At 47.1% G+C, this 15,268-nt stretch carries 15 protein-coding genes and 1 pseudogene; 8 read left to right on the top strand and 8 right to left on the bottom strand.

Annotation, left to right across the window (positions count from 1 at the left end):
- Together GO755_RS28600 and GO755_RS28595 are read right to left on the bottom strand one after the other, a co-directional pair.
- Positions 1-216, bottom strand: a 216-nt coding sequence (locus GO755_RS28600; protein WP_157588731.1) for a DUF72 domain-containing protein, incomplete at its 3' end; no start/stop codon positions are given.
- A 476-nt stretch (positions 217-692) separates the two neighbouring features.
- Positions 693-1,151 (bottom strand): response regulator, encoded by a 459-nt coding sequence (locus GO755_RS28595; protein WP_317165971.1) that lies wholly within the window; start codon positions 1,149-1,151, stop codon positions 693-695.
- Between the two features lie 445 nt (positions 1,152-1,596).
- Between GO755_RS28595 and GO755_RS28590 the strand changes: the two genes are divergently transcribed.
- From GO755_RS28590 to GO755_RS42225, 4 genes are all read left to right on the top strand, one after another.
- Positions 1,597-2,016 carry a response regulator gene (locus tag GO755_RS28590; RefSeq protein ID WP_157588729.1) on the top strand — a complete coding sequence of 140 codons (420 nt, stop codon included), beginning with the start codon at positions 1,597-1,599 and terminating at the stop codon, positions 2,014-2,016.
- 242 nt (positions 2,017-2,258) lie between these two features.
- On the top strand, positions 2,259-2,489 hold the full coding sequence (gene tnpA, locus GO755_RS28585; RefSeq protein WP_157588728.1) for an IS66 family insertion sequence element accessory protein TnpA: 231 nt from the start codon (positions 2,259-2,261) through the stop codon (positions 2,487-2,489).
- 45 nt (positions 2,490-2,534) lie between these two features.
- Positions 2,535-3,077, top strand: coding sequence for an IS3 family transposase (locus GO755_RS28580; RefSeq protein ID WP_157588727.1), 543 nt, complete (start codon positions 2,535-2,537; stop codon positions 3,075-3,077).
- A 145-nt stretch (positions 3,078-3,222) separates the two neighbouring features.
- On the top strand, positions 3,223-3,393 hold the full coding sequence (locus tag GO755_RS42225) for an integrase core domain-containing protein (RefSeq protein WP_394351050.1): 171 nt from the start codon (positions 3,223-3,225) through the stop codon (positions 3,391-3,393).
- A 199-nt stretch (positions 3,394-3,592) separates the two neighbouring features.
- Here GO755_RS42225 and GO755_RS28570 read toward each other — a convergent pair whose 3' ends face one another.
- Together GO755_RS28570 and GO755_RS28565 are read right to left on the bottom strand one after the other, a co-directional pair.
- A complete protein-coding gene (locus GO755_RS28570) occupies positions 3,593-4,015 on the bottom strand; it encodes a hypothetical protein (protein WP_157588726.1) in 423 nt (140 codons plus the stop codon).
- A 154-nt stretch (positions 4,016-4,169) separates the two neighbouring features.
- Positions 4,170-5,380: pseudogene (locus GO755_RS28565) on the bottom strand (IS256 family transposase).
- A 251-nt stretch (positions 5,381-5,631) separates the two neighbouring features.
- Here GO755_RS28565 and GO755_RS28560 point away from each other — a divergent pair.
- Together GO755_RS28560 and GO755_RS28555 are read left to right on the top strand one after the other, a co-directional pair.
- Positions 5,632-5,979, top strand: a complete 348-nt coding sequence (locus tag GO755_RS28560) for a hypothetical protein (RefSeq protein ID WP_157588725.1) — start codon at positions 5,632-5,634, stop codon at positions 5,977-5,979.
- A 31-nt stretch (positions 5,980-6,010) separates the two neighbouring features.
- Entirely contained in the window at positions 6,011-7,519 is a 1,509-nt protein-coding gene (locus GO755_RS28555; RefSeq protein ID WP_198174968.1) for an RNA-binding domain-containing protein, read from the top strand.
- A gap of 279 nt (positions 7,520-7,798) precedes the next feature.
- On the opposite strand, the gene GO755_RS28550 is transcribed toward GO755_RS28555, so the two are convergent.
- The 4 genes from GO755_RS28550 to GO755_RS28535 all read right to left on the bottom strand — a co-directional run bounded on the left by GO755_RS28550 (position 7,799) and on the right by GO755_RS28535 (position 11,572).
- A complete protein-coding gene (locus GO755_RS28550; protein WP_157588723.1) occupies positions 7,799-8,587 on the bottom strand; it encodes a carboxylesterase family protein in 789 nt (262 codons plus the stop codon).
- Between the two features lie 311 nt (positions 8,588-8,898).
- Positions 8,899-9,681, bottom strand: coding sequence for a carboxylesterase family protein (locus tag GO755_RS28545; RefSeq protein ID WP_157588722.1), 783 nt, complete (start codon positions 9,679-9,681; stop codon positions 8,899-8,901).
- A gap of 43 nt (positions 9,682-9,724) precedes the next feature.
- Positions 9,725-10,570: a transposase gene (locus tag GO755_RS28540; protein WP_157588721.1), complete on the bottom strand. Its 846-nt coding sequence runs from the start codon at positions 10,568-10,570 to the stop codon at positions 9,725-9,727.
- 63 nt (positions 10,571-10,633) lie between these two features.
- Positions 10,634-11,572 carry an IS110 family transposase gene (locus GO755_RS28535; RefSeq protein ID WP_157588720.1) on the bottom strand — a complete coding sequence of 313 codons (939 nt, stop codon included), beginning with the start codon at positions 11,570-11,572 and terminating at the stop codon, positions 10,634-10,636.
- Positions 11,573-12,276: 704 nt separating this feature from the next.
- Here GO755_RS28535 and GO755_RS28530 point away from each other — a divergent pair.
- The gene (locus GO755_RS28530; RefSeq protein WP_157588719.1) at positions 12,277-12,615 is read left to right on the top strand and encodes a PadR family transcriptional regulator; all 339 of its coding nucleotides are present in this window, start codon (positions 12,277-12,279) and stop codon (positions 12,613-12,615) included.
- A complete protein-coding gene (locus GO755_RS28525) occupies positions 12,603-15,242 on the top strand; it encodes an ABC transporter permease (RefSeq protein WP_227687120.1) in 2,640 nt (879 codons plus the stop codon). The genes GO755_RS28530 and GO755_RS28525 overlap by 13 nt, the downstream gene beginning before the upstream one ends.
- Positions 15,243-15,268 lie beyond the last annotated feature (26 nt).

Below are 15,268 nucleotides of genomic sequence, written 5' to 3'. Positions count from 1 at the left end.
CTTGTAGGTCGGACTCTTGGCTTGGTGAGTAATAAGCTGCCAGGCTTTGAGGGTAAACTCAAAGTGAGTTGGCATTTCGGTTCGCCATCGCTCTAAGGTAGATAAAAGGGGAGGTTGGTAGAAGGTATGCTGTATTTCGACGCTGGAGAAATGCTGGGCATAGTCCGTTTTAGAGCCGTTAAAGCCACAAGTACCAATTTTTGTATTACTATTCATCTACTCTTAATGACAAGTGTGCGGAACCCCTATATCAAGTCCAACAATAAAAAATTGGCCCTTGCTCTACTAACGTCAGGAATGAGTGTTGATGATTACCTGCCTACAGCAGAAATTAATCAAAAAACGGGTATTTATTCGCTATTGGATACCAGATAAACGGTCAACCACAGACCGCTTAGTAAGGACAGAATGCTTAAAGCTGGGTAGCCACTCAGAATAAGCACCCAATTCAGTTTACAACATCTTGCTAACTATTTTATAGTTAACCTTCACATAGCTTCTAGGAATCGTTTCCATTCCTGAGCGATGGGGTAGAATCATTCACCCGTTAGGTAGTTATGTAAATAGGATAATGCCGTTTCGTACTATTCTTCTTAAAGTACGAAACGGCATTATGATCGTATTACAATATACAATGACCATTTGCTTAGTAGCAAAAGCATACAGACAAATGCTCGAAAAGGGAGTTAGGTCTATTCAAAGCCATAATGAACAGGCGGTAGTGTAACGGTTTCCCACCAGTAGGCACGTAGAGCCCCTAAACAAGTTAACCAATCAGCCAACTCGGTTGGTTTGACCAAGTAAGAAGAAGCACCCAGTTGATAAGCTTCATTAATATCAGCCTGAGCCTCGGAATAACTCAAGACCACCACGGGAATCTGCCGAATAGAAGCTGACATAGCTTTCATCCACCTAAGTAAGTGCCACCCATCGGTCAACTGGGGCAAGTGTGGGTCCAGCAACAAGAGTTTAGCCATGTCCCACTCTTGCTGTCGCCAGCCCTCCAAGAGTTTCATTGCTTGAGGTAGGGAACTCGCTTGTACAGCTTTCACTGTAGGTAATTGCTGGCGTATGGCCTCTTGAATGAGCCGCCATTGGTCCTCATTAGCTTCAGCGATCAGTATGGTCGCATTTTTATAATTGGCAGTCACGGGTTTGGGCTGTACAGTAGAAGGCAGTCACGACGGCTCCAAACCGCAAGTTTAGCTGCTAAGAATAGAGCGTCATGCGAATTAAAAGTAGGTCTTAGTTTTTTGATAAACAAACATACATATACTGCTATGTTATAGGCCACTAGGCTCTGCTGATCGCATGACCGACAAAACAGCCCATTGCCTCATATTTAGAACAAATTTGTTGGACAAACTAACATCAGTCAGTTTGGTTGAATACAGTCTCGTTTAGGTATTGGTGGCTGTATTTGCCATTTCGTATGGCGATGGCGCTTACCAGGATTAGAACTTATTGATTAAGTCAGAGTTCATCTCTTTGACACGCCTGTTTAGATAGGCGAGTTTTTCGCCTGGTCGCCCAATCTCACCACTTCCGGAACGAACCGAACAACCGGATGTTGGTCTCTTAGCATTGACAATTGATATGACCTCAGGCTCCCAAATCTGTATTGTAGATGATGCGGCTGATTACCTCTTCCTACTTGGGGAATTGTTCAGTCATTATTTTCCGGCATACTCGGTCTCTTTCTTTGCCGATGGGGACGAGTTTTTAGCTGCGCTTCCTTACCTAAATCCGCTACCCCGTCTAATTCTACTCGATCGGCACATGCCCCACCTAGGTGGGCATCAAACGCTCCTGGGCCTGAAAGAGCATGCCACTTATAAGAAAATTCCGGTGGTGATGATGAGTGCCGATGCCTCGGCGGATGAAATCAACGGATGTTACGAAGCAGGTGCCAATTCGTTTATAGCCAAAGCAGCGAATTTGGATACATTAAAGGACGTGCTTGAGCGACTTTGTCGGTATTGGCTGGAAATGAATCGAACACCGACCAACCTATAAGTTGATGAATTTCTCATCGAATTTTACAAACGTACGACCAGCATCATTGGTGTGTAAAATATGTTAGTCGTAAATAAGCTGATAGAGAATCTAAAATAGCTATTGTGTGAAAGGTTGTTAAATGTTGTACTTTTCTACTGTGGATTATTTTATTGATTTAGAACTGTTGTCCTGATCCCATAAAAGTAAGCCAGTGAAAAGTAGAGTAAAAAACTTAAATTTCACTGGTAAACAAAGGGGAAATGAAACAGACACGATTTACCGAATCACAGATCGTAACAATTCTTAAGCAACAGGATAGCGGTCAAACTGTCGCGCAAATCACTCGTGAGCATGGCATCAGCGAAGCCACCTTTTACAATTGGCGGGCCAAATATGGCGGCATGCAGGTGTCGGAAGTCAAGCGGCTTAAAGAATTGGAAGATGAAAACCGCCGACTCAAGAACGGGGCCGCCCGTGCGGATGTATGCTGAGCTAAGTTTGCAAAACGAAGTTATCAAAGAAGCACTTTCAAAAAAGTGGTGAGGCCTGCCGAGCGTCGAGGGCTAGTCAGGTGGATGGTTGATCAGAAACAGATTAGTCAACGAAAAGCCTGTCGTTGGGTGGGCCTTAGCCGTAATGCCATTGTTGAGCCAATAATTATCAAAGACAAGAATAAAGTGCTGGCAAGCCGGATCGAGCAGTTGGCTCGACGGCATAAGCAGTGGGGTGTACTGAAGATTTATCGCCGGTTGCGCAAGCAGGGCGAGTTGGTTAACCATAAGCGGGTTAGGCGATTGTACAGAAAATTAGGGTTGAGTTTACGGCGAACAACCAAGAAACGGCTACCCAATGCGCTACGCAAGCCGCTGCCAAAAGCAACAGCTTGTCATCAGTGCTGGTCGTTGGATTTTACGTCGGACAACTTAACGGGCGGCCGTAAGTTTCGCACGTTAAATGTAGTCGACGACTACAATCGTGAAGCGCTGGGTATTGAGCGGGGCCGCCCGTGCGGTCGATTACTCGTTACCATCGGGCCGAGTTATCCGATTGTTGGATCAACTGATGGAACGATATGGTAAACCGGAGCGGATTCGGAGTGATAATGGGCCGGACCGGGCCGCCGGAGCGGTTTATTCGTCAGGCTTTGCAAGATTGGTGTAAAGGTCAGACGATCGAGTTATGCTGGATTGAACCGGGCAAAACCGCACCGGCGGACCGGCTTATATTGAGCGCTTCAACGGAACCTTTCGCCGGGAGGTTTTAGATGCTCATATATTTGCCAGTATTAGACAGGTACGCCAAACGGTGGATGCATGGCTGATAGAGTATAACAAGGAACGGCCTCATCAGGCCTTACAGTTTATGACGCCGGTTGAATATCGACAGGCGGCTTAAGTCCAGTCAAAACTGGCTCACTGAATGGGGTAAGGACAGCTGCCCTATGAAACGGCAAAGCGACCCAACTTGTCTGGATCAACTCGGTTTTCAGCTAGGCGATAGAGGCATTGAAGGTTAATTTTTCCTTATCTCATATAAACGCTGATTTTTTGTTGGTCTGGGAATCCAAGAAAGGCCCAATAGCTAACTGATAGCCTTACCGAGTAGACGTACTTAAGCCCTTTTTAGCTAACAGATAGGAGGTGATTTTTTGCGAATTGTTCACCTGAGCCGTCAACCAAAATACGCGTCTGGATACTTCGTTTACCGTGAAGATAGGCATGTAATCAGAACTGACAACATAATAATAGGTTTGGCCACGCTCAAACGGAAAGGATTCGACTTGGTCGTTGACCAGTAGCCCTAAGCTATCTTCATCGGTTTCAAGCAGCACGCACTCCCGACTCTTGATCCGAATGGGGTTATCAGGATTCAAGCTCGTCCGTAGCGTAATGGGCTTTATCAGCCCACCACTGGTGATATTAAATAGGTAAATTTTAGTGTGGGTTGGCGTTTGAGCAAACCCTACCTGAGCGAGCAGCACCAGTGTAAATAGCCCCACTTTGGTCCATTGATCCATAGTTCAAGTCTTGGTTTTACTGAGTGAACTAGTGCGAATAGTAAAGAAACGTGATTAGATAGGTTTTAGATTGGCGGCTGATTAATTTAATGTTTCTTTAAACCCTCGGTTATCTCTCAAACGGGAGTGCTCGCAGAACTGTGTCAGCAGGATTTTACTCGAAGCGATGGGATTGAATTCGTTTTTCAAAGATAATGCTGAATTGATTGATGATCTCTTTCCAATTATAAGTCGTCGTCTCCCATTTGATTTGCAGGTTCTGAATGGTCAAATAAACCAATTTTTGCAAAGCTACATCTGACGAAAAAGCCCCTTTTGTTTTAGTCACTTTCCGTAGCTGCCGGTGATAGCCTTCCACCGTATTGGTTGTGTACATTACCTTACGAATAGCGGCTGGATAGTCGAAAAACGGCGATAGTAATTCCCATTTTTCCAGCCACGGTTGGACGGCTTTGGGGTAAGCTGATCCCCATTTTTCTTGCACTGTTAACAAGTTTTCTAAGCCCTGCTCTCGGTTGGGGGCCTGATAAACAGTTTTCAGATCGTTGGCCAACTCTTTCAATAACTTGTCGGGCACGAACCGAAAACTGTTGCGGAGTTGATGAACAATACAGAGCTGTACTGTGGTGGCCGGAAAAACACTGCCAATGGCTGTATCGAAACCCTTCAAGCCATCCACGCAGGTAATTAACAGGTCTTCCACTCCGCGTTGCTTCAGATCGGTAAGCACCGTTAACCAGAATTTAGCTGATTCACTTTCAGCCGTATAAATGCCCAGTACTTGCTTTTTTCCTGATAAACTCAGCCCGATCACGCTATAAAGTACGCGCGTGACAACTTTGCCATCATGGCGCACTTTGTAGTAGATGCCGTCGAGCCACACCAAGGTGTATAAGCTTTCCAAGGGTCGATTCTGCCACTCCCGCATGGCAGGAATGACCTTATCCGTAATGGCGGTTAACTCGCTGTCAGAGAGCGAATAGCCATACATCTCTAGTAGGTGTTGGCTGATGTCGGCATAGCTATTGCCTACGCTGTAGAGCGAAAGCACCGCTCCGGCGGCCCGGCTTCTGTTCAAGTTGGGGTGTTAGTACGACCCGTCGTTTGGGAACGATCTGGGGTTGATAACGGCCGCCGGGCCGCCGGAGCGGTTCGGTCACGCGGAGTCTGCAACTCTAAGGGGCCAGCACTGCTTTTAACCTGCTTAGTAGTTTTGCCGTTTCGACGGTTCTGCTCGGGAAGTCGGGTCTGGGCTAAATGGCCATCCATTTCTCCTTCCAAAGCGGACTCTAAAAAGTGTTTGAGCAAAGGAGCAAATAGGCCATTTTCGCCTGTCAGGGGCTTACCTTCATAAAGGCCTTTGATGGCGGCCTGTTTGAAGGCCTCAAACCGCGACGGCGGACCGTTCGAACTCGTTAGTCATGATGGTGAAAGTTAGAGGTTTTACTCCTTTCATTCACCTGTGACACAGTTTAGCGAGCAGTCTCCTTTTGTGAATACGCAGACAAAACGTGTTACGGGTATCATAAAGATGAGATGTAGACAGAGTGAGCAATTCCTCTTAAGCCTGCCCCATTTTCTGTTATCTTTACCCGTCGGTTATCTTCCATCAATCAATGACTAATATTTTGCCAGATTCTCTGCAACTGGATCAACGAGTTATCTGTGAATATCCTAGGCAACGACAAGGCTCTGTTGGTCTCATTAAGCAAATAGACCTGGAAACGATTGTAGTTAAGATCGGGACTCAGTTGGTTACTTTCCGTCGTTCGGATGGACAATCCACTGGGGAAGCACTTACGGGTTGTTTCATCCAGGTAGGTTCTGAGACAGAATTAGATGAAGCAGTGTACGATGCCTTATATCGCCGGCTTACACAAGACTTTCGTCTGAAGATTGACCGTCAGGATAGGCAAAAGCTTATGCGTGTTTTTAATTTCCTCCGATCAGAAGAGGTCTTGTAACCACTGGCCACATTGATCCACTTTAATGTCTATGAGTGATGAGCAGCGTATTCGACAAATACTCCGTCAGGGAGAAGGACCGACTGTCGAGTTCAAGGAAGCTCATACTGATCTTCCCCGTTCGCTGTTTGAGACCATCTGTGCCTTTCTCAACCGGGAGGGAGGTGTAGTGCTGCTTGGCGTCCGCGACAATGGCACCATCACGGGCGTTGATCCTCACAAGGTCAACAAGCTGGTAAAGGACCTCGTCACCACCGCTAATAGTCCTGAAAAGCTGTCGCCGATCTGTATGCTTTTCCCTGAAGTCATTGAAATTGACGGAAAAACGGTGCTGTATGTACCTGTTCCGCCCGGTTCACAGGTACACCGCACGAAAGGGTATCCCTACGACCGCAGTGCTGATGGTGATTTCCGTATTACTGATCCTGAAACCTTGCGGCTAATGTATCTTCGCAAAGCCGCTTATTTCTCCGAGAATCAAGTTTTGCCCCACCTTACGCTGGCTGACCTCAACGCTGCTACGTTACAACGCGCCCGGCAATTGGCCCAGGTGTATCGAGACCGGCAACATCCTTGGGTGACTATGTCGGACGAAGCCATGCTCCGTAGTGCGGGCCTTTGGCAGCGTGATGTACAGACTGGCAAAGAAGGTTACACCTTGGCCACGGCCCTGCTCTTCGGCACTCCGCAGACGCTGCTGACAACTGTACCGCAGTATTTTGTTGACGCGTTGCTCCGCCGGGTGGATGAGGATCGCTACGACGACCGCGACTATATTCGTGACAACCTGCTCAACACGTACGACCGGCTCATCGACTTCGTTGATAAGCATCTCTACGATCCCTTCTACCTGGAAGGCCCGCAGCGCATCAGCATCCGGGGAGTTATCTTTCGAGAGGTCATCGTTAATCTGTTGGCTCACCGTGAGTATAGCAGCGGTTTTACCGCCCGCATGATGATCTACCGCGACCGGGTCGTATTCGAAAATCCCAACCGGGCATTTTATCAGGGACCTATCAACCCTGATTCGTTTACGCCCCGCACCAAGAATCCCACTCTAGCCAACTTTTTCAAGGAGACTGGCTTCATGGATCAGCTTGGTTCGGGCGTCAGGAAGGTAACGAAATATATTGGGGCCTACGCCAACGGCAAAGAAGCGCAATTCATAGAGGGTGACATGTTCCGTACCATTATTCCCCTCGACGACCGACTAATGAGTGCTATGGTTGCCCCCAGTGTTGCGATAGCAAGTAGCGACCAAAAGTCGAAGGAATCGACTGGTGTCCTAATAAATGTACCAATAAATGTCCTATTAAGCGAACCGTCCCGCCAACGCATTGCGGGCATCCTAACGGATATAGCCCACGACAAACCGCTTCGCTCCACCCAGTGGGCGGAGCGCTATGGGGTGACGGAAAAGACCATTCGAAGGGACTTAGAGATACTGCGTGAGGCTAAGCTGATTCAGTTTGAAGGGTCTAAAAAATCAGGCCGCTACGTTCTCACACCAACAGGAAAGCAACAAATTATAAATGAATAGTAGGCGGAAAAATCGCTAGTTAAAATGGAGAAACCGACCACAAGCCCGTAGATGTAGTTTATACAGTCATCCTAAAGTGGAAGCGTCCCGCAATAATACACCTCACAATGAGCTGAAGGATTGTGTATAGATCTGCTTCTTAACTGTGGCAATAATAGAGCGTTTTTACGGGATTACCTGGCTAATCGGATTTGTATATACATGTAGAGTAACAAAATAGCCAAGCGATCTCACCCATACAGTTCTCCAGAAATAAATAGTACCGCCCAATGCCTTAGACTACTTTCTAAACGAAAATAGCCAAGGGAACAGATCTGGTTCTGCGAATACATTGGCGTCAATGTTATGCTTTCCCTCCGGGTATTCCGTGTATCGCGCATGTTTTGCACCGCTTTGTTGTAAAGCTTTAATCATGGCTCTATCAGGCCAGATGTTAATCACATCATCCATGGCCCCGTGAAAAATCCATACTGGAACGTTCTTTGCCCTTTTCGGATATAAGGCTACGTTTGCCTGCCCACATATGGGGAACACGGCGGCAAAATAATCCGGATAGTGACTGGTCAAATCGTAGGTTCCAAAGCCACCCAGCGACGTGCCACCCAGATAAATTCTTTTTTTGTCGGCGATTTTGTGGGCTGCCAAACTGTCCATTAAAAGCTTAACCAGCCTTTCCGGGGTGGATAGTGCCAGCGTGTTCATCTGATGGTTAACCGCTACGGTTGTGTCAAAGGGTGGACTCGGAGGATGCTTGAACCACATGCTATCCGAAGGACATTGCGGGAAAATAACAATGGCAGGATACTTAGTTCGGATCGAATCAGTTAAAAAGAAACGACCACCATCGGTGAGCTGCCGTTCATTGTCATTTCCTCTTAGTCCCGCCCCATGGAGGAATACGATCAACGGATAGGACTTATTTACGTTATAATCGACAGGATACATGATCCGATAAAGTAAGGTGTTTTTGCCCCGCACAAACACCGCCTTTTTATAGGCACTGAAATCCTGCGCATGTGAGAAATGAATACAAATCAATAGCGTAATTAGCGATATGAAATTTTTCATTTGAACTATTTAGAAATACGTTTTTAAACGGAGTAGATGCGCATAACAGGACGCAGTTAACGTTTTCCGCAAAGCTAGGGCCTCCAAAGATTTTTCAAAATAAGATTGACGATTGCCTTGCTACGGCATATGAGTGGCACATAATTATTGACCAGACCAATCGTTGTCTAAAAATTATAGTAACTCAATATGAGGGTATTTTGAGATTATCCTAATTCAGCGGCTTCGTTTATAAAAGCATAGGAACGAAATAGCTAAGCGATCCTAGCCATCGATTCCTAAAAATATACTAGGCCGCCCAACGACCTACGCTACTTTTTAAACGAAAATAGCCAAGGAAGTAGACTTGGCTCAACAAACGCGTTGATCCAACTGTTATGCATGACGCCTGCATATTCCGTATACTTCACCTGCTTAGCACCCTTCTTTTGTAAGGATTGATACAAATCCCGGTTGGGTTGTACAGGAATTACATTATCGATCGCTCCGTGAAAGATCCAAAGAGGGACATGGCCTGCTTTTTTGGTATATAAGTTTACATTGGCTTGGCCGCAGATGGAAAAGGCGGCCGCAAAATAATCCGGATAATGAATGACTAAATCGTAGGTGCCGAAACCGCCCAGCGAGAGGCCACCAATATACATCCGTTTCTTATCGGCTAGTTTATGGTCGACTAAACTATCCATCAACTGTTTGACCAACCGCTCGGAGGTGGTAAGCCCTACGCTATTTAAGGTACGGTTGTAGGCCTCCGTGGTATCGGATTTAGTGATGAACTTGTTCCAAGTACTATCGGTGGGGCATTGGGGAAAAATAACAAAAGCTGGAAATTGGTGACGCACAGAATCGCTTAAAAATAGAGAGGCCCCCAGATCCAACTGATGTTCATTATCATTCCCCCTTTCCCCCGCCCCATGCAGGAAAACGACTAGGGGGTAGCGCTTTCTTTTTTTATAGTTTTCAGGATATAACATTCGGTAGCGCAAGGTATCCGCCCCCTGAATAAAGACTTCTTTTCTGTAGTTGCTGAAATCCTGGGCTTGTGTGAAGTGAATGGACAGGAGCAGTGTGAGTACAGAGACGATTTTTTTCATACAATTTAAAAAGAATAGTTCACTAAGCTAACCAGGAAGCTGTTTAAACTTTTCTTTTTCGATTGACTTTCCGTAAGAAAATGACCGAGAAGGCGATAAAATGTAAACTCATCCAGTTTCTGACCGAAAACTCAAACCGCACTAAGAGCGCCTTGAAGCCGTCTATCCAGGCGTTGGCAAGTTCAATCACGGAACGATCCTGGTAAAGCTGGGCATCAAAAATATGGGTACCCTGTTCGTAAACCGGTTGTTGGGAGGTAGCTGAATTTCTAGGATTGTCTTTCACGTTGGCAATAATCTGCTCTTTTTCACAAGCTGCGACAAACTCCGCCGAGTCAAAACCCGCGTCTGCGTTGAGAAACAATCCCTTTAAATCCAGACCTGCCTCTTTGAGGAGTTGACAGATTTCGTCAAACAAGATCTGGATCTGAAACAGGTCATGATGCTGACCTTCCTGGGGCGTGGACATGGCTAACATAACCCCTTGATTATCTGCTATAAAAAGTGCGTTCGTTGTGTTGCAGGCTTTTCGCCCTTGGTATCCTACGCCATCGCCCCCATTTTTAGCTGGCGTGTGGCTACCATCAAACTCTACGCTCGACATATCCAGATACGTCCGATTTTTAGTGAGAAGGTTAACCCAGATTGTACGCCAGCAGTTGGCTTTACTCCATTTATTGTAGTAATAAAAGACCGAATTCCAGTGCAAAACCTTGTCGGTAAAGAATTCTTTAGTGGGTAATTCGCGCCATTGGCAACCCGTCTTGAGCCGATGAAAAATGCATCTTACAATTTCGGTGAGCGGTACAGTGGTATCAAATCTGCGCGTTCCGATGGTAAGATGGGGCAAAATCCAGGTTTCAATCATAGCTTTGTCCATGATCCCCATTACTGTGTGTATTTAAAGTTGGCACTTCAAAATTCACATGGTTTTGGGGATTTTGACTAAAGTTTAAACAGCTTCCATCTCAAAATAGTCATTGTTAAAAACTTCTCCTGAGGACAGGGCATAAATTAATCCGGCAAATCTGGATATAGAGAAGCCTAACAGAAGCCCTGTATCCTTTAGGATCCGTTTCGCTTCAGTCAATACCCGAAGCCGATCCTGTCTGTCAATCAAATGATACAGTGGGCCATTTAGCAGAATCAGGTCGGCTACATTGTCTTCATAACTGAGCTGCCGGGCATCTTCCACGCCGATCGAAATACCAGGTTTCGATGATCCATACCGGCTTTTAAAGAGTTCGACGTGATGGGGGACAATGTCTGAAAAATAAACGTGATGACCGGCCTCGGCAAGCCAGGCTGAATAAGGGCCAGTTCCTCCACCAATGTCATAAATGTCCATCGGTGCGGCCTGGAGATAAGTAGAAATCAATCGGCGAGTATGTTCTTCTTCCAGAATGCCGTATGGGCTTTTCAGTCGGGTCAAGGGGGTCTGTAATATTTTAATAACTTTGACCAGTCGGGCACGTTGCGCCGTCAATCGGTCTAGTTGAGCAATAACGGCGCGGGGTGGTGTCCATAAGCGAGCTTCGTCGCGATTTTTATAAGCAAAAAGGGCAATGCGTTTGGCATCCACTTGATCGGTCTTAACTCGTGTGAGCCCTATACTTTCTTGAATATGAGCGGCTCGCTCCACCCAGATATTGGCAGACTGCTGGTGAAGTGCTTTCAGCAAGGGGTTATTATAGATACCCGTAAATTCCATACAGAATAAGCATTGGCCTAGGCTTGTTTTTGTTTGCTGACGTAAGTCTTTGATAAACTGCGTGATACCTTTCTTATCATTAGCTACCTGTTGATGAAACAAGATTTGATTTCCTTTGGCAACCGCAAAGTCGAGGGTAGCTTTGGAGACATCCACTCCAAAAAAATAAGTAAACTGCATAGTTGTACAGGGTAAAAAAACAGGGTTGACCAACGTTTAGACTCCTCAATACGCCACGGGGCGCCCCGCTTTCTAATGGGTCGTTAGCCCGCATTTCTATCGCACCGGCGACCCGGTTGAAGTTAGCGTCTAAGATGTTCCGACAGGTCCCTGAATCCGTCCATAGGTCTTACCTTGCCGAAGCCTTAAGGTGTTCCTGTCGGAGTTGGTTTTCACTAGCTATGAATGGCATTAAGTTACAGGGTCGAATCTTAGAATCGTGCAACGGAGTAAATCTAAAGGCCGAAGCCGCGCGGAATCTTAAAATCTTCGACTACATTGAGGTTTATTCTAATCGGGAGTGAAAGCATCGCCCCAGTCGTCGCTCGGCTACCGAAGCCCTGCACAATTTGATCGGGCCGCCGACGCGGTAGGCGTATTTTACAAATGTGACAAATTCAGTCTGTAACTAAAGCGACCTCTTAAACCCTCCAGTGAATGGTCTGTCCATTTTTGGACTTAAGTTGTCCATTTTAGGACAAACCTTCACCAGATGAGTCCATAAAATAGGGCTTGTCGTGCCGACAGGCCTAATTAGAAAAGTTTGGCCCTCTATTTGTACGACAAAGTCTATATTAATACAGGCTGTGATGGCCAGGCTGGTAATCGGACCAGAAGCCCCGAGCATTGCCGACCGTGCCGGAGCCTGTTAACCACTTTCTGCTATGAAACGAGCCTTTTTAGGAGAGTTAGAAGAAGTCGTCCTCCTGACAGTAGCCGCCCTGCAAGAGTCGGCCTATTGTGCCGCCATTACCCAAACCATTGATCAGCAAATGGCCCGTAGCATTAGCTTTCCCACGGTGCACACCACTTTACAACGGTTAGCGGAAAAGGGTTTTGTCTCTTCCCATATGGGCGGAGCCACCCCCGAGCGGGGAGGTCGTCAGAAACGCCTGTTTACCATTACAGCAGCTGGTCAGCGGGCCCTGATTGAGTGTCGGCAAATGCGTAGCGAATTATGGAAACAGATTCCAACCCAAGTGTTACAGCTATGGAGCGCTTAACCAAAGGGAAGGGTCCACCCCGCTGGGCGGAGTGGCTACTAAACCACTTCAGCCCGCCCGGATTAGAAGATGAACTGCAAGGTGATCTGCTGGAGATGTACGCCTACTGGGTGAAGACCGTCGGTTTGGCCAGAGCTCGCTGGCGATATGTGCTGGCTGTCCTGCGGATGATTCGCCCCTTCGCCCGGTTTATGACCAGCCGACCCAATGATTATTCTCAACCCTCAACCTTACATCCTGACATGCTTCTCAACTATCTCAAGATCGCCTGTCGAAATCTGTGGAAGGACAAATTCTATAGCCTGATTAACATTTTGGGGCTCACCATTGGGGTTACCTGCGGGATGCTCTTGCTCCTGTACGTGACTGATGAACTCAGCTACGACCGCTATCAGGCCAAGGCTTCCCAGATTTACCGCATCGTCTCTCACATTACCGAGCCCGACAAAGACCACCGCATGAGAAGTACGCAACCGCCTTTGGTCAAAACGCTCAAGCAGGATTACCCCTTTGTCAAAAATTATGTGCGGTTCTTTCCTTACGGCCAGGTTATGTTCCGGCAAGGCGAGAAACGATTTTATGAAGACCATATCTATGCCGCCGATTCCACCGTGTTCGACGTATTTAGCTACAAGTTTGTCGAAGGTGATCCTAAAACAGCGCTGGCCCAACCCGGTAGCGTAGTGTTGACCCAGAAGGCCGCCCAGAAATTCTTCGGTTCGGGCAGCGCGCTGGGTCAGTCGCTTCAAACGAATGATACCACGTTTTACAAAGTGACGGGTGTGCTGGAAGACATTCCGAAGAACTCCCACTTTACCTTCAATGGACTGTTGTCGTTAGGGTCTAAAGAACGGAGGGCTTCGGAATGGGACGGCATTTACATTTATAGCTATCTGGTCTTGCCCGAAAACTTCGATACCAAAATTCTGGAAAGCAAGTTTCCGGAAGTGTACGATAAATACATGGGGCCGATTTTCAAGCGAATGGGCATCAAAATCTCCTACGAACTACAACCACTAACCAGCATTCACTTATACTCTAATCTCGAAGGCGAATCGAACGGAAATATTGGCTATGTGTACACCTTCAGTGCGGTGGCATTTTTTATGTTGCTGCTGGCCAGTATCAATTACATGAACTTAGCCACTGCCCGGTCAGCTAAACGAGCGAAGGAAGTTGGCCTTCGAAAAGTGATGGGTTCGGCTCGAAGTCGGTTGATGGCGCAGTTCCTGACCGAATCAGTGCTAATGACAGTGCTGGCTTTATCCGTCAGTCTGTTTCTGGTGATGATTTTGTTGCCTTTCTTCAATTCCGTTTCAGGAAAAGAAATCCAGTTTCGCGAATTGCTCCGTCCGCAATACGTACTGATTGCGCTGGGTATTGTCGGATTCACGGGATTCATCAGTGGTAGTTATCCTGCTTTTTACCTGTCCGCTTTCGAACCAGCTACCGTTCTTAAAGGGGCGTTTAATGCAAAGGGGGGCAGTTTCTTCCGTAAATCGCTGGTTGTCGCTCAGTTTGCCATCTCGTTAACGATGCTCATCTGCACCTGGATTGTGTATAAGCAGCTTAACTTCATGCGTAATCATGACTTAGGATACGACCAGGAGCAGGTCTTGACCATTGATTATCGGGGACGACAGCCCCGCCAGCAATTTAATTCGCTGAGAAATACGCTGCTCACGAACCCAAATATTCTCGACGTAGCCTCCGCTTCAGCCCCAACCAGCCATATTGGCGATCGCACCCTGTTCACCGTAGAGTCCAATACAGGTTTAAAGGAGATGGGATTCAGGCCGATGCGCGTCGACTATGATTATCTGAAAACGATGGGGATGAGGCTGGTGGCTGGCCGGGATTTCTCCGAAAAAATTCCAGCGGATACGCTCAACTCCGTCATTGTGAATCAGGCGACTGTGCAGCGGATGGGCTGGAAAGAACCGTTGGGCAAGAAAGTTATCCTTGGTAGTCTTCCCCAGCCAGATCAGCCAGCACAGCCAGTGGCCCAGGTAATCGGTGTTGTCAAAGACTTTCATCAGCAGTCGCTTTACAGCCTTATCGAGCCAATGATCATCCTATATCGCCCAGCTAATAAGGTCATTCACATTAAGATACGGCCCAGAGATATGGAGAAAACGATCGCGTTCATTGGGCAGCAATGGCGGGAGACATATCCCGATCGGCTGTTTGAGTATCGTTTCCTGGACCAGGATTTTGAATTGGCTTACGAAGCTGACGAAATTCGCAGTCGGGTGTTTACGGCTTTTTCGGCCCTAACTATCCTCATTGCCTGCTTAGGGTTATTTGGGTTAGCCACCTTCACCACCGAACAGCGGGTCAAAGAAATTGGCGTTCGGAAAGTGCTGGGAGCCTCCGTGTCGAGTGTGGTGGTATTGCTTTCCAAAGACTTCACCAAACTGGTCCTGTTCTCGTTCCCGATCGCCATTCCGATTGCCTGGTATTCGATGTATACGTGGCTGCAACATTTTCCCTACAAAACCGACATCGGTGTCTGGGTATTCGTTGCCGCCTGTCTGCTCACGCTCCTGATTTGCTGGACAACGGTGATTTACCAAAGTATCAAAGCCGCGATGACGAATCCGGTGAAATCATTGAGGAAGGAGTAGTATCTGATTTAACGTAGAATTAGTAT

Source organism: Spirosoma arboris (genome assembly GCF_009754945.1).
GTDB lineage: Bacteria > Bacteroidota > Bacteroidia > Cytophagales > Spirosomataceae > Spirosoma > Spirosoma arboris.
The sequence above is the reverse complement of the archived record's forward strand: the minus strand, read 5'-3'. Positions and strand labels throughout refer to the sequence as shown.